This window comes from Kitasatospora sp. NPDC098663 (assembly GCF_044760075.1).
Taxonomy (GTDB): domain Bacteria; phylum Actinomycetota; class Actinomycetes; order Streptomycetales; family Streptomycetaceae; genus Kitasatospora.
Window position 1 is genome coordinate 1 of sequence record NZ_JBIWAP010000074.1, and the last position, 21,117, is coordinate 21,117.

At 71.6% G+C, this 21,117-nt stretch carries 16 protein-coding genes and 1 pseudogene; 14 read left to right on the forward strand and 3 right to left on the reverse strand.

Going from position 1 to position 21,117, the window contains the following annotated elements; all coding sequences use genetic code 11:
• The 4 genes from ACIQVZ_RS39795 to ACIQVZ_RS39810 all read left to right on the forward strand — a co-directional run.
• On the forward strand, window positions 1-1,555 hold a 1,555-nt coding region (locus tag ACIQVZ_RS39795; protein WP_402457271.1), incomplete at its 5' end, for an RHS repeat-associated core domain-containing protein.
• A gap of 1 nt (window position 1,556) precedes the next feature.
• Window positions 1,557-2,159: a hypothetical protein gene (locus ACIQVZ_RS39800; RefSeq protein WP_402457274.1), complete on the forward strand. Its 603-nt coding sequence runs from the start codon at window positions 1,557-1,559 to the stop codon at window positions 2,157-2,159.
• Window positions 2,160-2,499: 340 nt separating this feature from the next.
• Complete coding sequence (locus tag ACIQVZ_RS39805; RefSeq protein WP_402457277.1) at window positions 2,500-3,222, forward strand: hypothetical protein; 723 nt, start codon at window positions 2,500-2,502, stop codon at window positions 3,220-3,222.
• A 677-nt stretch (window positions 3,223-3,899) separates the two neighbouring features.
• Window positions 3,900-4,436 (forward strand): hypothetical protein, encoded by a 537-nt coding sequence (locus ACIQVZ_RS39810; RefSeq protein ID WP_402457278.1) that lies wholly within the window; start codon window positions 3,900-3,902, stop codon window positions 4,434-4,436.
• Between the two features lie 181 nt (window positions 4,437-4,617).
• On the opposite strand, the gene ACIQVZ_RS39815 is transcribed toward ACIQVZ_RS39810, so the two are convergent.
• Window positions 4,618-5,583, reverse strand: a complete 966-nt coding sequence (locus tag ACIQVZ_RS39815; protein WP_402457281.1) for an alpha/beta hydrolase family protein — start codon at window positions 5,581-5,583, stop codon at window positions 4,618-4,620.
• A gap of 286 nt (window positions 5,584-5,869) precedes the next feature.
• Between ACIQVZ_RS39815 and ACIQVZ_RS39820 the strand changes: the two genes are divergently transcribed.
• The 3 genes from ACIQVZ_RS39820 (at window position 5,870) to murF (ending at window position 9,967) form a co-directional block, all read left to right on the forward strand.
• Entirely contained in the window at window positions 5,870-6,391 is a 522-nt protein-coding gene (locus tag ACIQVZ_RS39820; protein WP_402457312.1) for a TetR/AcrR family transcriptional regulator, read from the forward strand.
• Window positions 6,392-6,996: 605 nt separating this feature from the next.
• On the forward strand, window positions 6,997-8,013 hold the full coding sequence (locus ACIQVZ_RS39825) for a hypothetical protein (RefSeq protein WP_402457284.1): 1,017 nt from the start codon (window positions 6,997-6,999) through the stop codon (window positions 8,011-8,013).
• Window positions 8,014-8,569: 556 nt separating this feature from the next.
• Entirely contained in the window at window positions 8,570-9,967 is a 1,398-nt protein-coding gene (gene murF, locus ACIQVZ_RS39830) for a UDP-N-acetylmuramoyl-tripeptide--D-alanyl-D-alanine ligase (protein ID WP_402457287.1), read from the forward strand.
• Here the strand turns inward: murF and murC are convergent, their stop codons facing one another.
• Window positions 9,968-11,395, reverse strand: coding sequence for a UDP-N-acetylmuramate--L-alanine ligase (gene murC, locus ACIQVZ_RS39835; RefSeq protein WP_402457290.1), 1,428 nt, complete (start codon window positions 11,393-11,395; stop codon window positions 9,968-9,970). It lies immediately after the preceding gene.
• A gap of 294 nt (window positions 11,396-11,689) precedes the next feature.
• Between murC and ACIQVZ_RS39840 the strand changes: the two genes are divergently transcribed.
• Window positions 11,690-12,661, forward strand: a complete 972-nt coding sequence (locus ACIQVZ_RS39840; protein WP_402457293.1) for a multiprotein-bridging factor 1 family protein — start codon at window positions 11,690-11,692, stop codon at window positions 12,659-12,661.
• Entirely contained in the window at window positions 12,658-13,221 is a 564-nt protein-coding gene (locus tag ACIQVZ_RS39845; protein WP_402457296.1) for a peptide deformylase, read from the forward strand. Before ACIQVZ_RS39840 ends, ACIQVZ_RS39845 begins: the two co-directional genes overlap by 4 nt.
• A 183-nt stretch (window positions 13,222-13,404) precedes the next feature.
• Here ACIQVZ_RS39845 and ACIQVZ_RS39850 read toward each other — a convergent pair whose 3' ends face one another.
• Window positions 13,405-14,556 carry a serine hydrolase domain-containing protein gene (locus ACIQVZ_RS39850; RefSeq protein ID WP_402457298.1) on the reverse strand — a complete coding sequence of 384 codons (1,152 nt, stop codon included), beginning with the start codon at window positions 14,554-14,556 and terminating at the stop codon, window positions 13,405-13,407.
• 197 nt (window positions 14,557-14,753) lie between these two features.
• Between ACIQVZ_RS39850 and ACIQVZ_RS39855 the strand changes: the two genes are divergently transcribed.
• From ACIQVZ_RS39855 to ACIQVZ_RS39875, 5 genes and pseudogenes are all read left to right on the forward strand, one after another.
• On the forward strand, window positions 14,754-15,095 hold the full coding sequence (locus tag ACIQVZ_RS39855; RefSeq protein WP_402457301.1) for a PadR family transcriptional regulator: 342 nt from the start codon (window positions 14,754-14,756) through the stop codon (window positions 15,093-15,095).
• Window positions 15,092-15,994 carry a hypothetical protein gene (locus ACIQVZ_RS39860; RefSeq protein WP_402457304.1) on the forward strand — a complete coding sequence of 301 codons (903 nt, stop codon included), beginning with the start codon at window positions 15,092-15,094 and terminating at the stop codon, window positions 15,992-15,994. The genes ACIQVZ_RS39855 and ACIQVZ_RS39860 overlap by 4 nt, the downstream gene beginning before the upstream one ends.
• 160 nt (window positions 15,995-16,154) lie before the next feature.
• Window positions 16,155-16,256 (forward strand): annotated as a pseudogene (locus tag ACIQVZ_RS39865) (zinc-binding dehydrogenase); the annotation flags it as partial.
• 280 nt (window positions 16,257-16,536) lie between these two features.
• A complete protein-coding gene (locus ACIQVZ_RS39870; protein WP_402457307.1) occupies window positions 16,537-17,478 on the forward strand; it encodes a DUF4184 family protein in 942 nt (313 codons plus the stop codon).
• A gap of 9 nt (window positions 17,479-17,487) precedes the next feature.
• Entirely contained in the window at window positions 17,488-20,598 is a 3,111-nt protein-coding gene (locus ACIQVZ_RS39875) for an AfsR/SARP family transcriptional regulator (RefSeq protein ID WP_402457310.1), read from the forward strand.
• Window positions 20,599-21,117: the final 519 nt, after the last annotated feature.

Genomic DNA, 21,117 nt, shown 5'->3' on the forward strand with positions numbered 1-21,117 from the left:
CACCATCGACCCGGCCGCGAAGGGCGTCACCGGCTCCACCGCCTACGACCCCTTCGGTAAGCCCACGGCGAGCGCCGGGGCCACCAACTCGCTCGGCTACCAGAGCGGCTGGACCGACCCCGCCTCCGGCGACGTCAACATGGCCGCCCGCTGGTACCGCCCCGGCAGCGGTACCTTCGCCTCCCGCGACTCCTGGCAGCTGGGCACCAACCCGTCCGTCCAAGGGAACCGGTTCACGTACGGCAACGGCGATCCGATCGACTCGACCGATCCGTCAGGGCACTGCCCCTTCTGCATACCGATTCTGATCCACGTCGTTGTCGAGGGCAGCATCTTGGCCTGGGAGCTCTACTCGGCGGAGCCGGCCCAGGGGCCTGGCGTTGACCGCACTCCGCCTCCCGGAAGCGACAAGTGGTCTGGCTACAACACCCGCTACTGCGAGAGTCACCCCTTCGTCAGGTCTTGTGGCGGCAGTGGCTGGCAAGGCAGCCCCTCGCCCACTACGTCCCCCGCCCCGCCCGTTGCCCCGGTGTTCAGTCCCGCCCCGACCGGTGGAGGAGGCCACAGCGGTGGTTCCGGTGCCCGCCGCAACCCGGCCCCGCACAGGCGCCCCAGCCCGCGCCAGCCTCCTGGCCCCACCTTGCCCAAACCCAAGCCGCCAACGGATACCCGCCCGATCAACGACAACGATCGCCCGCACGCTAACCCCGACCCGATCGACTTCTTCACCGACACCATCGTCACCGTCGGCACCGCCGTCGTCTCCAGCGTCGTCGTCGAAGGCGCTCCGGTCGTCGTGGGCACCGCCACTGTCGTGGGGTCCGGTATCGTCGCTGGCACCGATGCCCTGTTCGACCTGGCGGACGAGCTGTTCCCGGACCCGGCTCCCACACCGCGGCCGAGGCCGGTGCCCGCGCCGGAGGACGACTCTGGCGACTGTCGAGCCTTGGGCGGCGGGTGGCGCACGTACCAGCCGGTCGATAAGTCCGGTCGCGCCCAAGGCGCGGAGGCGTGCTTGACCAAGGACTTCATCGACAACAACCGAGGAACCGGTACCAAGTCGTCAGGGGACAAGTACGGTGACGATGCGGTGACTCCGCCCGGGTACACGTGGGCAGCGATCTACGCGACCAGCACGCTCGGGAACCCCGGGAAGGCGTGGAAGTGGCGCAACAACTGTCACCTGCTGGCTGGCTCGCTCGGTGGGAGCGGAACGAACTACGAAAACCTCGCTACTTGCTCCCGTACGGCGAACTCGACGAACATGGACAAGGCCTGGCCGCCGCACCGAGGTCCGAACATGGCCTTCTACGAAAGTCGGGTGAAGATGCTCCTGGACTCGGACCCTACTGCGGTCATCCACTACAAGGTGACTCCGAAGTACGCCGGAAGCAGGATCGTTCCGACCGATTTCCACATGCAGGCCACCCTGTACAAGCCGGGCGTCGGCACGATGAACTTGTTCGAAGCGGACGTGGCCAACGAGATGTACAGAGTGAAGGACGGACAGTGGTACAACCTGGGCAAGAACGCCCCGACACAATGGGAGCCGTAGAGTGAGTGACGATCAGTCCGCCGCGAGTGCCGCCATGGCGGGTATTGGAGAACTCCTGTCGTGCATCGGGCCGACCTGTGGCGACACCGTCGACTGGAATGCGGCGGAGAAGGTTTACAGGACATCCTTCCCCGTCGACTACCGGGCTTTCGTGGCCGCCTTCGGTAGCGGCTCGATCGAGGAGATGGTCGGCATCCTCATCCCCGCCGTCTCGTCAGACGAGCAGCAAGGGAACACGGTCTCGCGGCTCTCCGAGGTGGCGCTCGCGGACTTCTCGGTGAACCGGTGGAGTTCCGCCGACAGGGGTAGGCACCGGCTGGAGGACCTGCTCATCTGGGGGGAGACAGCTGCAGCTGACACCTTCTGCTGGATCACGTCGGATCCGGATCCGGACCGATGGCCAGTCGCCGTCTACTCGCGCGGGGACCTTGAGTGGTCGGTGTATCCGTGTGGGATGGTCGAGTTCCTGCTCAAGCTGCTGCGCAACGAGTGGCCGAAGTGGCCGATCAGTGACGACTCGCTCCAGGACGTGGAGGATCCGCGCTTCCTGCACGACAAGGACGAGGCCGCGGGACGGGAGTCGGGGGACGACCCCTGGGAGTAGCCGGGGCGTTGTCGGCGTCTGCTGTCAGTGCGGTCGGTGATGGTTGCTTGCGCGGTGGAAGATCGTCCATCGTGGGTCGGCGGGGCAGGGAGCGCGTGGTGACTCGGATTGGTGTGGAGGCCATGCGGTTGCGAGGGGTGCCCGAAGGGGTCACACACGGACCGAGCCGGGATTCGAGCCGTCCGAACTCCTCGACGGCGCTGTCGAGGGCGTCCTGCGGGTCCTCGACCTGGAGGCCTTCGCCAGCGAGAGCCACCTCTGGCCGATACGGGTGGACGACGGGCACATGGGCAGTCTGTTGGAGTAGTGGATGGGCGATCAGGGTGATCGGGGTGGATAGTTGAGCGACAGCGGGTCCGTGCGGGCGTTGGTACGGGTGGTGTGGCGGCGGAAGGAATTGGTGCTGCTGCCGGGGGTTGCGCTGGCGGTGGTGGGTGGGCTGCTTTGGCTACTGATCTGGGCGGAGGCTCGGGTCGGGGGGAGTGTGCTGCTGGGGGTGGTCGGGGTAGTGGTGCTGGCCGTGGTCGCCACGTTCCTGAACGCGGTGATGCTCATCGCGGCCGATGACGCTCTGTGGGGTCGGCCGGTGGCGATCAGGAGCTGTTACGCGCGGGCGGCCGGGCGGTGGCGGGCGATTGCGGGGTGGGCGCCGGTCGGTGCCTTGGGAGTCGTCGGCGCGATGTTGCTGGTCGGGATGGCGTGGTCGCTGGCGAGCTATCTGGTGCTGCCGGCGGTCGTTCTCGACGGGGTCGGGGTCCGCGAGGCGCGGCGGCGGGCCCGGGAGTCGTACCGGAGGGATCGCGGGCGGTTCACGGAGGGCTCGGGTGCGGTGACGGCGCCCGTGCTGGTGACGTTGCTGCCCTCCTTGGTGATGTTCGCTGCGGGTCTTACCCTGCCCGGCCGGGGTCTCGGGGTGCTGCTCATGGGTGGCGCAGCTCTTTGTCTGGGAGTGGGGGTGACGGCGTCCGCGAGCCTGTATGGGGTGTTCCGCGTGCGGCTGTACCTGGAGTCGAAGGGGGCGGCCGCGCCGGAGCCGGCGTTCCATGTGTCGCCGGTGCAGTAGCAGAGGGCGCGGGTTGGCAGCCGAGTTGATCGGCTGCCGCCCTGGTGCCGTGCTCGGCTCAGTCGGGCAAGTGTGGGGGCGGGCCCCGGATCAGGGCTTGAGGATGAGGCGGACGGGGGTTGCCCTCCTTGCGTTCCAGGGTCTGCACCGGTGGCCTTCTCGAGGATCTGCAGCGCAGGTTTTCCGGCAGTGGCCACGAGCTCCCGCATTGGCAGGATAACTATCGCCGCGACGCCGAGCAGTATGGCTCCGGGTCCTACATCGGCGGCTGAGCGGCCTGCCCCGTTCCGCAGCGCCACCGACAAGGTGGCGAGCAGTGCCGACATCGCCGCGCATGCACGCAAGTTCAGCTACAAGCCGGCTGGCCTGGCGGTCCAGCAGGTCGAGCCGGTCGCCGCCGGGCAGACGATCACCACGTCCTTCGGCTACGACATCGGTGGGGGCAAGTCCCGGTGGACCAACGGCAAGAACACCTCGGTCGACTACACCTACAACTCCCTCGGGCCTCCCGAATCGGCCGTCGAGCCGCCGGCCACCGCGCATGCCCCCACCCCACCCTGCCCCGGCCCAAGCCGCCAACGGATGCCCGCCCGATCAACGACAACGACCACCCTCACGCCAACCCCGACCCGATCGACTTCTTCACTGCCGCCGTCGGCACCGCCACCGTCTCCAGCGTGGTGGTCGAAGGCGCCCCGGTCGTCGTCGTCACCGTCACCACCGTCGGCGCCGGCATCGTCGCCGGCACCGACGCCGCGATCGATCTCGCCGGTGACCTGCTCACCGAGCCGAGGCCCACGCCAATCCCGGCCACGGACCCCCGCCGATTCCATTTCCGCTTCCGATTGGCCGCACCGGGGGCAGGACTCGTGAGGACGACGAATCCTGTGGCGAAGGCGACAGCGCCAACGTGCACGGCAACATCACCTATCTGCCGAGGGAGCGCTTCCGTCCGGGGCGGGAAGGTGCCGTGCTACGGGCACCCATGGAGCTTCCAGGGTTCCAGTTGGATGGCGATGCCCGTTCTGCTGTCGTTCCGCCGCTCCCTTGTGGTGCTCGTCCTGGGGCTCACAGCGGCCGACCAGGGGCTCGGGGTGCTGCTGATGAGCGGCGCGGCGCTGTGTCTGGGCGGTGGTGTGGCGGTGACGGCAAGTCTGTTCGGTTTGTTCCGGGTGCGGCTGTACCGGGAGGCGACGGGGTGGGAGCCGGAGTAGCGCGTAGAGCCAGTGATCCATGTCTCGGCCGTCAAGTAGCGGCACGTGCCTGTGGCGGTCCGGCGGTTCTCGGCGGCACGCCTGTGTCCATCGCACGCGGGGATCCGGGCGCCGCTGAGCACGACCCGGATTCCCCACGTCGTCGGGGACGGCGCCGGATGACGCACGCGCTCGGCTGCTCCTACTTGGAGTCGACCCGGCCGAGCGGGTCGGCGTCGGCCGCCAGCGCGTCGCATGCCGTCTGCCAGGCGGGGTCGCCGGGGTGGAGCGCGGTGCGCAGGTAGGCCCAGGTGAGCCGTTGGAGCAGCGCGACCCGTACGGGGTTCTCGTCGGTGGTCTCGGCGACGTCGTATCCGGAGATCCCGCCGAGCCCGTGCTCCGCGTCGAACAGGGTGAGCAGCGACTTGGGGCCGGGGGAGAGGGTGTACGGATCGGTGTGCCAGTCCGGGCCCCGGACCGTCAGGTGGGCGGAGGCGTCCTTGTCCCCGGCGACCACGAGCGCGGGCGTCGTCATCCGGGAGAAGTCCGGGGTCGAGAGGAAGGGGTAGTTCTCGGCCACCAGCGGGGTGAGGGCGTCACCTCCCCTGCCGGGTGCGGCCAGGAGGACGCCCGCCGTGATCCGGGGCTCGGCCAGGTCCACCGCCGTCCCGTCGTCGGGGTCGGTGAGCCGGGCGCCGAGCAGCAGGCTCGCGGTGTGCCCGCCCATCGAGTGCCCGGCGACGGCGACCCTGCCGTGGTCCAGGCGCCCGAGGAGTTGGGGGGCGGCGGCCTCGATCGCGTCGAGCCGGTCGAGGATGCGCGTCATGTCCTCGGCCCGGGACCGCCAGTACATGGGTGCCCCGGGGGTGTCGGGGGCGAGGTCCAGCGTGGTCGAGCTGAGATGGGTGGGCTGGATCACGGCGAAGCCGTGCGCGGCCCAGAAGTTGACGAGGGGGGCGTAGCCGTTCAGCGAGGAGAGGTTGTTCGAGTGGCCCTGGCCGTGGGAGAGGAGGACGACCGGCAGGTCGGTCCCGGTCACCGGCGCGGAGATCCGCACCTCCAGGTCCACGGCCCGGCCGGGCACCGGCAGGACGACCGGGCTGACGGAGAGGACGGGGACGGGGGCGGGCGGGCCGAAGGTGTCGGCCGGGTGCGTCGATTCGCTCATGGTGCGTATGTCCCTTCAGGGGCCTCTCCTCGTCGGGCCTGAGCGGCCGGCGGCGGGCGAGGCGGTCGGGAGCGTCCGGTTTCGGCTAAGCTGAAACCGGAACCTTGTTCCACTTACTATACGGAACAGTGTTCCGCTTAGTCAACGGTCAACGGTCGACGGCTGTCGGAAGGAGAACGTCGTGTCCACTGCGGGCCAGTCCGGAGAGACCCAGCCAGGAGAGACCCCGCCCGGGGAGCAGCCGGCCAGGGGAAGGCGGGCCGACGCGCAGCGCAACCGGCAGACGCTGCTGGCCGCCGCCGCCGAGGTGTTCGTCTCCTCCGGCGTCGACGCGCCGATCCGCGAGATCGCGGCCAGGGCGGGCGTCGGAACGGGGACGATCTACCGCCACTTCCCGACCCGCGCGGATCTCGTCGTCGCCGTCTACCGCCACCAGGTCGAGGCCTGCGCCGAAGCCGGCCCGGCCCTGCTGGCCGAGGCCGACTCCCCGCTCGCGGCACTTCGCCAATGGGTCGACCTCTTCGTCGACTTCCTGGTCACCAAACACGGACTCGCCAACGCGCTGCAATCGGACGGCAGCGGCTTCGACGCGCTGCACGCCTACTTCCTCGACCGCCTGGTGCCCGTCTGCGCCCAACTGCTCGCCGCCGCGGCCGAGGCCGGCGAGATCAGGCCCGGAACCCAGGCCTACGAACTGATGCGCGGCATCGGCAACCTCTGCGCCGGCCGCGACGGCGACCCCCGCTACGACCCCCGCCGCCTGGTCGACCTGCTCCTCCGGGGCCTCCGGCGACCCCCGTCATCCTGACGCGCCGAGGGCCCTCCGAAACCGCGAGCTCCCCGGCTCGGCCCGTCCTGGCCGGCATGGCGTGGATGGCCCCGATCACGGCGTCGGGGCCATCGAAGGTGCGCCAGGCCAAGTCACCCACCACCGACGACCGACCTTCGCCGCTACGGGACGACCACCAGTCCTCGCCCCGCCCCGCCCCCGGTCGATCCGACCACCCCCCCCACCACCCCCGGGGGCTCCCCCCCCACCACCCACACCAGGGCGCACCCCCGAGCCGTGTTGAACCCACGACGCCCGCCGCGCCGACCGGTACCAAGGCCGTCAACGGCTCTACCTGCCAACGCTGACCCGCCCGAACAGCCCGATGTCCGAGCTCAGCCGGCAGCACAAATCCCCAGCCACAGAGCCTCCTTGCCGATCTCCTGACGTCGTCCGCACGCCGTCGAGGCGCTATGCTTTGGGCAGGCGACCACGCTCGCCGTTACGTCGGACCCGGGCTTCTCCCGCAGCCGCCCGGGGTTGAGGGCGCAAAGTGCCGTCGGGCGCGCGTGGTGCAGAACTGCCGTTCCTCCTATGGGGCGCAGTGGGCGGGAGCACTGAGTCGCGCCCACCGGGAGCCGGACATGACGCTCGACAGGGATATCGTTACGCTCGCACGCCGAATCCAGTGCGAGTCCGGGGGCACGATCCCCTTCCGGCAGGCGTGGTTGACCGCCGCGCGCGAGTTGGGCGGGCTGCCCGTGCACACCATGACTGCCGAGGAGCGGATCCCGCTCCGCATCCAGTACACCGCGGAGAGCGAGGCCGCCGCCCGATCTGCAGTCAGCAGCGACACCCACGGGCTCGGCCTGGACCACTGCTCGGACGACCAGCGTGCTTTTCGGGCCCTGCTGGCGCTCGCGCTGTTCAATGAGAACGTGTACAGCGGCCCGACTGCGAGGTGGGGCTACGCGGTCGTCGCCTCGTACGACCCGGTGATGTCGCCCCGCCGCGACCAGTTGGTGATGGTGGCGGAGCGTGCCCCGGAGAACGTGGCCACCAGACTGCTGGCCACCAAGGGGACCGGTTCGCGCGGTATCCCCGGACTGCGACACGAGGTCAGCTACACGTGCCACGGGCAGCACTCTCTCTGCCTGCGCCATCTGCCCACCGGTGCACTGCTAACCATCACCGGTGACCCAGCCGGGTGCCGACGCGGCAACAGGCGCAGTCGTGTGCCCCTGCACTCCTATTTCACGGTGGACTACGACCTCACTGGGCACGAACGCCGCGCCCTGGCATCGGTTCCCCCGATCTCGCGGGACGCCACCACTCTGCTGGCCGGTCTCGTCTCCCGCTACAACCTGGTTGACCGGCGCGGCCGCTGGGCGACCAGTCTGTCATGGGACCCTCTGCAGCGCCCCGGAGTGGAACGCAGGAAGGACCCGGAGGTGATCCGGCACGGTGCCGTACGTCGGCTCTGGGGTGCGGAGGACTCGTGGACGTTCCGCTGGACCGGCTATCCCGAACCCTATGACCTGGCGTTGGCCCTGACCCACCGGGAGGCTGGAATCAGGGGCGCGGGATTCACCCGGCACGGCGACGCCTTCCGGGTGGCGCTGGGCACCGCCACGCTCGAACTGCGTGACGGGAAGGGCTGATCCGTGCCGTTCCTCACCGACCACCCGGGATCCGCGCCCGTTATGGTGGCCGCCGTCATCCTCGGAGTCCTCCGCTTTACGTTCCCGCAGGACTCCCGCCACCGTCTGGAGCTGTGGAAGGCATTCCTCGAACACCGGCGTCGGCGCTGGCACATGACGGAGCGCCGCCGTACGACTGAATGGTCTGGAAAGCCTGGGCGGTCGGATCACCCTGTTGGAGCGGCGCGACGCGGCGGTCACCGATCGCGGCGCGCGGACATCAGCCGACCGGCATCCGGCCGGTGCTGTTCACTTGACAGGTGAACGGCACCGGCAGGCCCACCGCTTGAGGCCAACCATCCGAGGTGGCGAAGCGCTCGTCTTCGGCGAGGAGTCGGTCTGGAGCGGCCACCGGTGACGAGGGCGATACGAGGGGTGTCAGACATTCTCATCTTCCTTTTGTCACAGTCTGGTTCGGAATGCGCGGGGTGGCAGGAGAGGCGTCGGTGAGCCGCTAGCGTCGAGGGTAGGCCGCCCCGGGACGAGCGGGCGGGTGCGTCGACGGATCGGAGCCACCGTGGTCCCCATGACCCTGCAAGAGATCGCCGAGGCCGTCGGGGGCGCTCTGCACGACGTCCCTGACCCGGCCGCGGTGGTGGACCGGCCAGGGGTCATTGACTCGCGGCTGGTGGAGCCGGGGGCGCTGTTCATCGCGCTGGCGGGTGAGCACACCGATGGGCACCGGTTCGCCGGGGCCGCCGTCCGCGCCGGGGCAACCGCTGTGCTCGCGGCTCGGCCGGTGGGGGTGCCGGCGGTCGTGGTGGCGGACGTCCAGGACGCGATGGGCGCGCTGGCCCGTGCGGTGCTCGGCCGGCTGAAGGCGCCGACCGTGATCGGGCTGACCGGGTCGGCCGGGAAGACCAGCACCAAGGACCTGCTGGCCCAGGTGCTGGAGACCATGGACACCACGGTGGCCACGCCGCTGTCGTACAACGGCGAGATCGGCTTGCCGCTGACCGTCTTCCGGGCGGATGAGAACACCCGTCTGCTGGTGCTGGAGATGGGCTCGCGGGGCGCCGGGCACATCAAGTACCTGACGGGGATCGTCCCGCCGAAGGTTGGCTTGGTGCTGAACGTCGGGACTGCGCACGTGGGCGAGTTCGGGGGCGGGAAGGAGTCGATCGCCGTCGCGAAGGGCGAACTCGTCGAGGCCCTGCCCACCGACGGCTTGGCGGTGCTGAACGCCGACGACCCGTACGTCATGTCGATGGCGTCGCGCACCGTCGCGCCGGTCCTGACCTTCGGGGTGGAGGCCGGGGACGTGCGGGCCGGCGACGTCGAGTTGGACGGCACCGGGCGGCCGTCGTTCACCCTCACGCATCGGGGCGAGAGCGCCCCCGTGCAGCTGGGGCTGCACGGTGCCCACTACGTGTCGAACGCGACGGCCGCCGCCGCGGTGGCGATCGGCCTGGGCGCGAGCGTGCGGCAGGCGGCGGATGCGCTGACCGGTGCCCGGCAGCTGACGCTGGGCCGGATGGACGTCACCGAGCGGCCGGACGGCGTGACGGTGATCAACGACGCGTTCAACGCGAACCCCGATTCGATGGCCGTCGCCCTCGCTGCGCTCACTGCCATGGCCGGCGGCGGGCGCAGGACGGTGGCGGTGCTGGGCGAGATGCGGGAGCTGGGCGAGGAGTCCAAGGCCCACCACGCGGAGCTGGGCCGGATGGTGGCCCGGAACGGTGTCACGGACCTGATCGCGGTCGGTGGCGCGGAGGCCGCTCTGGTGCACGCGAGCGCGGTCGACGGCGGAGTGGTGGCGGCGTTGGTCCCTGACCGGGACGCCGCCCTCGCCCTGCTGCTGACCTACCTCAAGCCCGGAGACGTGGTGCTGGTGAAGGGCTCCCACAGCGTCGGGCTGGAGGACACCGCGATGCGGCTCGCCAAGCCCGACGCCATGGGTATCACCGGCTGACTACGCGGCCCGGACCGCCGCCGGCGCCTCGGCCAACCGCAGCAGGACCGCCTGTCCGACGCGACCGGCGGTTCCGGTGCCCATCGTCACCACCAGGTCGCCGGGCCCGGCCAGCTCGGCGACCACGTCCGCCACGTCGCGCCCGTCGCTCGCGGTGTGGGCCCGGCCGCCGTAGGCGGTGACCTGTGCGGCCATCGGTGCGGTGCTGATCCCGGTGAGCGGGGACTCGACCGAGGCGTGTACGTCGAGGAGGACGACCTCGTCGGCCGCCGCGAGCCGGCGGCCCATCTCCTCACCGAGGGCGGCGGTGCGGGTCCAGCCGGTGGGCTCGAACACCGCGATCACCCGGCCCTCGGTGAGCATCCGAGCAGTGGCCAGGTCGGCGGTGATCTCGCTCGGGTGGTGGGCGTAGGAGTCCAGCACCGTGACCCCGCCGTGGGTGCCGGTGGTGGTGAGCCTGCGCTTGATGCCCTGGAAGGCGTTGATGCCAGCCGCCAGGTCGGCGGGTTCGGCACCGAGCACCCGGCCTGCCGCGAACGCGGCGGCGGCGTTCAGCGCGTTGTGCCGGCCGGGGACGGCCAGGGTGAACTCGTGCCACGACCCGTCCGTGTCCTGCACGGTGACGTGGCTGGCCGTTCCGTCCCACAGCACGCGCAGCACCCGCACGTCGGCGTCCTTGGCCTCGCCGACCGTGATCACGCGCGGGCCGGGCGCCGCCTGGAGGCGCTCGGTCAGCAGCCGGGCGCCCGGGTCGTCGGAGGAGGCGACGAGGACGGAGCTGTTGCGGGCCAGGCGCTCGAAGACGTCCAGGACGTCGTTCAGGTCGACGTACTGCTCGGGGTGGTCGTCGTCCACGTTCAGGACGACGGCGACCTGCGGGTGGTAGCGGCCGGCGGTGCGGTCGCTCTCGTCCGCCTCGGCGACCAGGAGGCCGCCGAGGCCCTGGTGGGCGTTGGGGCGGCCGACGGGGGTGCCGCCGATGGCGTACGAGGGGTCGAGGTGGGCGAGGGCGGCGCTGAGGATGCCGGTGGTCATGGTCTTGCCGTGGGTGCCCGCCACGGCGACCGACTGCTCGGCGGTGGCGATCAAGTGCGCGAGCACGTCCGAGCGGTGCACCACCGGGATACCGGTGCGGCGGGCGGCGGCGACCTCGGGGTTGCTCGGGGTCACCGCGCTGGACCACACGAGAACGGTGGCGTCGGCGGGCAGGTCGCCGGCGGTGTGGCCGATGGCGACGGCGGCACCGGCGTCCTCCAGCTCGCGCAGGGCGGTGGTGTCGCTGGTGTCGGAGCCGGACACGTGGCTGCCGCTCTCCAGCAGGAGGCGGGCGACGGCCGACATGCCGGCGCCGCCGATGCCCACGAAGTGCGGGCGGGTGAGGTCGATGGGGCCGTCGCGGACGGGGACGATCACGTTCCTGGTTTCCATGCTGTTCACTCCAGTTCGGAGTCCAGCCCGTGATGGGCGATGGGTGGAAGGGCGCTACGCGTAGGTGCCGCTGTCCGGCGCCGAGTTGGCAGCCGGGTGAGCACCGATTCGGGCCGAGTCGAAGTCGTCAGGCACGGCTAACTCCTCACGACAGAGGGGGAGATGGTGGTCTGGTGCTGCCGGGCGCTTGGATTTCGTGCCCGATGGGGTAATAAGAGCCGGAGGCAGGACCGTGACGGGATGGTGAGCTAAGGTCACTCACGGTTCATTCATCACTCACTGGGGGCGGAGCGGATGGAGACACAGGCCGACCACGACGCGGTCGACCAGGCCGTGGAGGCGTTCGCCGCCGAAGTCGCCCACTGGCGCGAGGTGCGCGGACTCTCCAAGCGCGCGCTGGCCGGAAAGATGCGCTTCGACCCGTCGTACGTCAGTCACATGGAGTCGGGCCGCCATAAGCCGACCGAGGAGTTCGCCCGTCTCGCCGATGAGACCCTCAACGCCGGGAAGGCCATCTGGCGGCGCTGGCTCGACTACGACGCTGCCCGCTCCCGCAACCGCACCCCGGCCTCGCCGCCGCTGCCTCGCCGCGCCGAGCAGCCGTACGCCTCCGGGGCCGCGATCGTGGTCGAGCATGATGAAGCCGCGCTCCAATTCGACGGCTCCACCTACCGGTTGACCATGCGACGCCGCCTACGGAACACCGGCGCCGAACCCGTCACCCGCTACCTCATCCGCATCGCCGTCGACCGCTACCCCGGTGAACCCGAGCGCTCCAACGCCCACTACCGTGAGCACCCGCTGACCTGGGACGAGCTGGCGCTCGCCGCATCGTGCCAGGGCGAGGACATGCGGTGGCAGGCCAAGCACGACCGCGATGCGTTCAAGGAGGTCTGGCTCCTGTTCGACAATGAGCACGGCCGCTTCCCGCTCTACCCGGGCGAGGCGACCTGGATCGAGTACGCCTACAGCGTTGGCGCCGACAAGTGGGGCCACTGGTTCCAGCGCGCCGTCCGCCTGCCCACCGAACACCTCGCCGTAGGCCTCGACTTCCCCGCCGCCCTCGACCCGGTCGTGTGGGGCACCGAGACTTCCATGACTGCCGAGGCCGTGCCCCTGCGCACCGCTGTCAGCCGCCGCGACGAGGGCGAACGGCGGCACTTCGCCTGGGCCACCGACGACCCGCCGCTGCACGCCCGCTTCCGCCTCGAATGGCGCTTCCGCGCCACCGTCAACAACCCGCAACGGACCAAGGAGACCAGGTGATCGAGGTGCGGCCCAGCCAGCAGATGCAGTCCCTCGGCGTGATCCAACAGGGCACCCCCATCCTCAACCGCCCCGCCGAACCCTTCGACCTACCCTCCGAGCGCGCCGCCGCCCAGGCCGTGATCGACGAACTGTTCACCGCCGTCGACCGGATCGGCCGCGTCCACTCCTTCGCCAAGGGCATGGGCCTCGCCGCCCCACAGATCGGCATCCCCCGAGCCGCCGCCCTCGTCCTGCCCCCGACCGCCGTCACCGACCCGATCATCCTGCTCAACCCGAAGGTCACCGCCGTCTCCGACGAGACCGACGAACAGTACGAGGGCTGCCTCAGCTTCTTCGACGTCCGCGGCATGGTCCCCCGCCCGCTCCGCATGGACGTCACCGCCACCACCCTCGACGGCAGCATCGCCACCGTCACCTACGAGTTCGGCCTCGCCCGCCTCATCGCTCACGAGATCGACCACCTCGACGGCCTGCTCTACACCGACCGCATGCACCCCGACGTCCGCCCGATCCCGGTCGAGAAGTACCGAGGTACTGGCTCGACTTGGGCCTACTGACATCCGGGGGCATGCCACTTCGCACAATGTGGCCGGCCTGGGGTTGGCCCGGGCCGGCCACATCCGACTGGGCGTCAGAGTGGCGGTTCATGAGTCAATGCGGCTGAATTCAGAGGCACTTGCGTGGGTGGCCGACAATCAGGCCGCGCCCGGCAGGAGGGCCCGGTATCGCGGCAGTGCATGTCACCGGGTGGCGGCGGCCTCGTAGAGGGTGCGGATCAGGCGGTCGTTCTCCGGGCCGGCGGCGGCGGGGAAGGGGGTGCGGCGGCGGGTGTAGCCGTAGGCGATGCCGTTGCGCGGGTCGGCGAAGGCCTGCTGGCCGCCCGCGCCGCTGTGGCCGAACGAGCCCTGGCCGAGCTGCGGGTAGTACTCGGAGGTGGCGTGGAAGCCGATGGTGAAGGCCTTCTGCTCGCCGAGGACCACGTCGTGGCCGATGGACTGGATCTGCCCGGCCAGCGCGAGCGTCTCCGGCTTGAGCAGGGGGGCCGTGCCGTCGACCGGTCCGATCGCGACGGCGTACATCCGGGCCAGGCCGCGCGCCGAGGCCGTCCCGCCGAACGAGGCCGTCCCCGAGGTGCGGACGGCCGGGAAGTTGGGCAGCTCCCACACCTCCGGGTTCTGCGGGTGATGGCGGTTGAAGGCGATGCCGGACAGGCTGTTCGGGGCGCTCGCGGACGCGGTCAGCGCGGCCAGCCGCTCGGGAGTGACCACCATCGGCCGGGCACTGAGGAACCGCGGTTCGTGCTCCTGCGGCAGCCCGAGGTGGAAGTCGACCCCGTACGCGTCGCGCACCCGCTCGGCGAACAGCTCCTGGACGCTGCGCCCGGTGGCACGGCGCACCACCTCGCCGCTGAGCGCCCCCATGACCAGCGCGTGGTAGCCGAACGCGGTGCCCGGCCGCCAGTAGGGGCGCTGCGCACCGAGGCGCTCGGCGACGATCCGGTCGTCGGCGAGTTCCTCGATCGTGAACCCCGTGTCCGCGCCGACCAGGCCGGCCCGGTGCGCCAGCAGCTCGCGCAGCGTCACGTCCCCCTTGCCCTCCAGCGCGAACTGCGGCCAGTAGTGGCCGACTTTCTGCTCCAGGTCCAGCACGCCTTCCTGGACGAGGGACGCGACGACCAGGTGCGTGGCGCCCTTGGACGCGGAGTACGCGCCGAACAGTGAGTCCGCGGTGGTTTCCGGGCCCGTCCACAGGTCGACGACCCGTTCCCCGTGCCGGTAGGCGACGAGCTGCGCGGCGTGGTCGCCGCCCTCCCCGGCCGCGACCGCGGCGAACTCCGCACGGACCGACTCGAATCCTTCGGCCACCGTGCCCCGCACCACGTTCTCCTCCATCAGCGCTTCCTCCCGGCTCGATCACGACAGGGACGTCGACGGGCGGCCACGACCGCAACCCACCTGGCCGCCCGTCGACTGCATCCTTCCCACCGAGGCGCCCGCGTGACCACGACGGGCGGTCCTGTCGTGCACACCTCGCCTCGGGCCCGGCCGGCCGCGTTGAGATGGTCCGGCGGAGTGACTATCTTCGTGAGGTGAGTGAACGTGTGATGCAAGAGCCCACCCTGATGGTGCTGACCGCCCTCGCGGACGCGCCCCGGCACGGATACGCCATCGCGCAGGAGGTCAAGGCGATGACCGGCGGCCGGGTCGCGCTGCGTACGGGCGCGCTGTACGGGGCCCTGGACCGGCTGCTGGCCGACGGCCTGATCGACATCGACCGCGAGGAGATCGTCGACGGCCGGGCCCGGCGGATCTTCACCCTGTCCCCGGCGGGGCGGGAGCGGCTCGCGGTGGAGGCCGAGCGCCTGGCCGCGGCGGCGAAGGAGGCCACCCGCCGCCTGTCCGTCGCCAAGCCGCCGGCGGCCTCCGCATGATCGAGCGCGTCCTGCGGCTCTATCCCGCCGCCTACCGCCGGGCCCACGGCGCGGAGATCGTCGCGACCTTCCGCGAGATGACCGCGGGTGAGCCGCTGGGCTCGCGGCTGCGGGAGGGCGCGGGTCTGGCGGCGCACGCGATGAGGATGCGGATGGGGCTGGGCACGGCCGCTCCCGTCGCGAAGGTCCTCGCGCTGGCGTACCCCTTCGCGCTGGCGGCCTCGGCCGCCGCCTGCGGCCTGCACCTGCTGAGCTGGTACGCCGACGTCGTCTCCTCGCCCGCCCCGTTGGGGGTGCGACTCGGAACCGACCTGTCGGGGGCGTGGGGCGCGCTGCTCGTCTCGTCGCTGGTCGTGGTCGCGGGGTCGGTGACGGCGCTGGCCGGCCGGTGGCGCCTCGGGGTGCCCTGTGCGGTGGCCGGGCTGCTCTCCTTCGCGGCGGCCGCGGTGGTCAGCGGGCGGGCGTTCGGCGACCCGGTGGTCACCCCGGCCGCGATGGTCCTGGCGGCGGCCGTGCTGCTCGCCTGCCCGCAGGACCGGCGGGCGGAGGGCGTCGCGGCGGGGCGGGCGGGCGCGGCCGGTGCCGTGGTCGCGCTCGTGGTGGTGCCGCGGGCGGTCATCGCCTCGCACGGGGTGCCGTGGGTCAGTACCGACTACGGGTGCTGGCCGCTGGTCGTCCTCGCCGCGACCGGTGTCGCGCTGACCTGGTCCAGCGGATCGCGGGGCGGCCGCGAGCTGGCGGCGATGGCCCTGGCCTCCCCGCCGCTGCTCGCCCAGGCCTACACGGTGGCGTGGGGGGAGGCGGCTGTCGTGGCGTGCCTGGCGGCCGCGCTGCCGGCCACCGCGGTGGCCGCCGGGCTCGCCGGCCGCCTGAAGCGAAGCGGTCGCGTCCTGCGGTGAACGGCCTGACGACCCGACTGAATCGGCGGCGGTCGGATCAACGGAACCGTGGTCATCGGTGAGAACGGTCATGACTCCGTCGGCGCCAGTGCGCTGACCCGGTTCTCGTACTCACGACGGGCCTTGCGCCGGGCCGGGTTCACCATGAACCCCCGGGGCCACGCCACGCGTCGAACGGACCTACGCCCTGGAGGAGATCGCACAGGCCCACGCCCACTCCGAGCGCGGACACGCCCGGGGAAAGATCGTCACTCTCATCTAGCGCCGCGCAGGCGCGCCGCCGCGCAGGCGTGGTCGTGCGCGGTCTGCCGGCGCTCGACGTACGCCAGGGACCTCCCGGAAGCTATGTGCGGTTCGCCGCCTGCTTTCCGAACCCGGCCGAGCGGCATGCTCCGGCGGACGCGGTGTGGCGGAGGCGGTCGGGGGCGATGTGCCGACGCCGGCCGTGATGCAGGCCCGGGCGCGAGGTGGTCCGGCCCATTAGTCCGTTTGACGTAGCATTCCGTTCGACGGACTATTGGGGTCTGTGCGAGAGGATGCCCATGCCGTTCACCCTGGCCCACCCGGCGGCCGTACTGCCGTTGCTGCGGAGGCCCTTCAGCCGGGCCGCGTTGGTCGCCGGAGCCGTCGCACCGGACCTGCCCTACTTCGTCGGCACCACGGGACTGCCCGTCAGTGCGCAGTCCTGGTACGAACCCTTCGTCAACGCGACGACCTCGCACAGCGCTCCGGGCGCTGTCACCGTCGCCCTGCCGTACGCCCTCGCCCTGTGGGGACTGCTCCGCGCCGGTCATCGCCCCCTGGCGTCCCTGCTGTCGGTGCCTGTGCCCGTCACTTCGTCGCGGCGGCTGCGCACTGCCGGCGAGTTGGCGCGGCGAGCCGGGTGGATCGTGCTGTCCGCCCTGATCGGTGTCGCCACACACCTGGTCTGGGACGCCTTCACCCACGTCGACGGCTTCGTGGTCACCCGTACGCCCTGGCTCGACTCCACGCTGGTGGGCGGCCTCACCTGGGCACGGGCGTTGCAGCACGCGAGCACGGTCGGCGGCCTGGCCGCCGTCGCGGTGTACGTGTGGCCGAGGCGGGCCCGATTCCTCGCCGGTGAGGGCCGGGTGAAGTCCGGCAGCGCAATCCGGCGCCCTGTCCTCCTCGCCATGGCCCTGGTCGCGCTCGTCGGAGCCGTCGCCCACGCCTGGCGGTGGCACGCCGGCCCGGAGGCGGCGACCGACGGGCTGCCGCTGGGCGCCGTGGTCGAAGGGGTGCTGTCCGACGCGGCGAAGGGCGCGGGCGCCGGCCTGATCGGCAGCCTGACCCTGTACGTCCTCGTGTGGTGGAGTCGGCGCGCCCTCGCGGCAACCCGCTTCCACCGGGGCAGAGTTGGCGCAGGGCTCCCGGGCCCGCAGGGGGAACGCGGGGCCGTTCACCGACAATCGGACCACCAGGCGCAGGCCGATGGCCGGTTCGGTACAGGCCCAACCAGATGAGGGGAACACGTGCGTCCAGATCATGATCAGGATTCGCCGAGCTTCGCGCTACTCGGCACGCTGCGGGTCCGGCGCGCCGGCACGGACCTGCGCCTCGGCGGCCCGCGGCAGCGGTCGGTACTGGCCGCCCTGCTGCTGCGCCCGAACGCGGTCGTGACGGTCGACGAGCTGATCGCCGACCTGTGGGGCGACCACCCGCCCGGTGCGCCCGACACCACCTTGCGCACCTACATGTGGCAGCTGCGGAATCTGCTGGAGCCCGTGCGCACGGCGCCCAGGGTGCTGATCTCCCGAACGGGCGGCTACCGCCTGGCCGTCGAGCCGGACCGCGTGGACCTGTGGCGGGTCAAGCGCTTGCAGGAGCTGGCCGGCAGGTGTGCCACCGAGCGGCCGCAGGAGGCCCGGAACGCGCTGGGAGAGGCCCTGGCCCAGTGGCACGGGGAGCCGCTCGCCGGCCTGCCGGGGCCGCTCATGTGCCGCGAGCGGGAACGGCTTTCGAGGCTGCGCCTCACCCTCCTGGAGGAGCGCCTCGCCCTCGACGTAGCCCTCGATGTAGCCCTCGACGCGGCACTCGACGTGGCCCTCGACGCTCCCTCCGGCTACCTGCCGGAGCTGGCACAGCTGGCCGGTGACCACCCGTTCCACGAGCGCCTCCAGGAACTGCTCATCCGCGCACTGCGCCGGCAAGGGCGCACGTCCGAGGCGCGTGCGGTCTACGACGCGCTTCGATTGCGGCTGGCGGAGCAGCTGGGGATCGAACCGGCTCCCGTACTCACGGAGTTGTGTCACGATCTCGGTGTGGATGCCACCATACGATCGAGGGCCGCCGCACCCGGTCCGGACTTACGCCCTGACGTACCGCAACCGCCCACCCCGGCGGACCGCAGGGCCGACCGAAGCGCCGACCGCGCGGCCGGTGGTGGGGCCCTGGACCAACTCCCCCCGGTGCTGTCGCAGTTCATCGGGCGGCAAGACCACATTGCCGAAATCGGACAAGCACTGACCGGACGGACCAGCCCCGCACTGCGACTGGTGACCGTGACCGGGATGGCCGGGGTGGGGAAGACGACCCTCGCGGTGCGAGCCGCCCACATCGTGCGCCCGGACTTCCCGGACGGCCGGCTGTACGCGGACCTGCGCGGCGCCGACCTGGTGCCCGCGAACGCGTCCGACATCCTGGCGGACTTCCTGACAACGCTGGGTGTCCGGGCGGCAGTTGTCCCCAAGGACCTCGAAAGCAGGTCGGCGCTGTTCCGGACCGCCAGCGCGGGACGACGGCTGCTCATCCTCCTGGACAACGCACGCGACGAGGCCCAGATCCAGCCGCTGCTGCCCGGCTCGTCGGACTGCGCGGTCATCGTCACCAGCCGCACGGTGCTCACCAGTGTGCCGTCGGTCCTGCACGTCGCGCTGGACGTGTTCAGCGAGCCCGAGGCGATCGGCCTGCTCGACTCGGTCATCGGCGCGGCGCGCCGGTCCGAACAGGGCCCCCAGGCCAGGATGCTGGTCGATGCCTGCGGCCGGCTCCCGCTGGCCGTACGGATCGCCGCGGCCCGGCTCGCCGCCACCCCGGACCAGCCGATCGCCGAGCTCGTCCGGAGCCTGGCCGACGACCGCGAGGGCATCGACGCCCTGCGCACGGGCGACCTGGCGATCGAGCAGGTCTTCGAGCTCAGCTACCGGCTGCTCCCACCACCCCTGGCCACGGCGTTCCGGATGCTCTCCTGGGCGGAGCCCGACCTCGGCCTGGCGTCGGCAGCCGCAGTCCTGGGCCTGGCGGAGTACCAGGCGGAGCGGCTCGCGGAGTCGCTGGTGGACCAGGCGCTGCTGGAGTCGACGGGCTCCGGGCGCTACCGCTACCACGACCTGGTGCGCGCCTTCGCCCGCCGGGCGTCGCTGCGGACCGGCGACCACGAACGGGCCGGCGCCCAGCAGCGGCTGCTGACCCACCTGCTCGGCAGCGCCCGCACGGCCTTCACCCTCGCCGTACCCGGCGACCCGGTCGCCGACGTCTTCGGCGAGCCGCTCCAGCAGCCGGCCGCCCGTCCGGGCCGATCTCCGGTCCCCCTGGCCGCCCCGGTCTTCGCGGATCTGGCCGACGCCCGCCGCTGGGCCCGGACCGAGACACCCGGCGCCGTGGCGCTCTCGGCCGCCGTCGCGACGGACACCCTGCGCGCCCTCGCCGACGGCCGGCCCTCGGCGGTGACCGACCTGCGCGCGGCCGTCGACCTGCTGATCGCCCTCAGCCCGCTCGGCCTCGGCGCCGTGGGCGGCCGGGCGGAAGACGCCACCAGGACACTGATCGCCGCCGCCGTCGCGGCCGGCGACCGTTGCGCGGAGGGCCGGTCGCGGTTCCTCCTCGGCACGGTCCTGCTGGCCCGGGCCCGGCTCGGCGAGGCCGGCGCACAGGCCGGGCAGGCGGCCGAAGCGTGCCGGGAGGCCGAAGACCCGGCCGTTCTCCGGCAAGCCCTCAACGACCTGGGCCTCATCGCCCAGGCCGAGGGCCGGCACGAGGAGGCGATCACCGCCTTCGACGAGGCGGTGGCGCTCGCCCGGCGGCTCGGCCACCGGTCCGGCGAGGTGGCGAGCACCGCGAACGCGGCCCTGTCCCGCATCCGCACCGGCCACGCGGCCACGGCGGTGCAGACCTGTCAGCGGATCCTCGCGGCACCCGGGGGGACCGCCGACGTCGCGATGACCGCGTACGTGCACTACGTCCTCGGCCTCGCCTACCAGGAGCTGGGCCGACTCGACGACGCTGCGGCGCAGCTGCGGTCCTGCATCTGCTGTGCGGGCGTCACCGGCGATCTCGACCGCGAGTCGGCCGCCCGAAGCCGCCTGGCCGACGTCCTGCGCCTGCTCGGACGGCTCGACGAGGCCGTGCAGCAGGCGGAGCGGGCACTGGACCTCGCAGAAGAAGGTGGGCGACAGCGCGAACGCGCTCTCGCCCACCTGGTGTTGGCCCATGCGATGACGGCCCGCAGTGACCACCACGCCGCCCGGCATCAGGAAGCGAAGGCGCGTCTACTGCTCAGCCGCCTTAGCGCCCCGGAGGCCGCCGCCGTGACGTCGATGCTGGCCGCCCTGGCGACCGCCGACCGGATCCCTCACCCCCGGTAGCGAATGACGAGACCGGTGCCGTTCCACGCGATGTGCCCCGAGAGGCAGTGCGCGCCGGCCGACCCGCCGCAGGCCTGTGCCGACGGCTCGGTCGGCGAGCCCTGCCGCACGGGGGCCCCCGCGCCCACGGCAACAGCGCCCACCACCGGCACCAGCACGGCCGCACCGGCAACAGCCGTACGGACAACAATCGTTCGAAACACGGATGACGCTCCCTACGTACCTACGGCAAGACGTCCGAACGCTCGCAGGGGCCGGTAGACATCAGATCAACACAACCGTCACTCCCGTCACTCCCGCACCCGGACACGCACACGGACACGCACACGGACACGCACACGGACACGCACACGGACACGCACACGGACACGCACACCACACCGCACCACCAGGAGGTTGGAACCATGGCCCAGCAGTTCGGTGATGTCCCGTCTCAAATGATCTTGATCGTTTGTCAGATGATCTTGACGGACGGTAGGTTTCTGTCATTTGATCTTGATCAGTGGCGGGGGTCTCGGT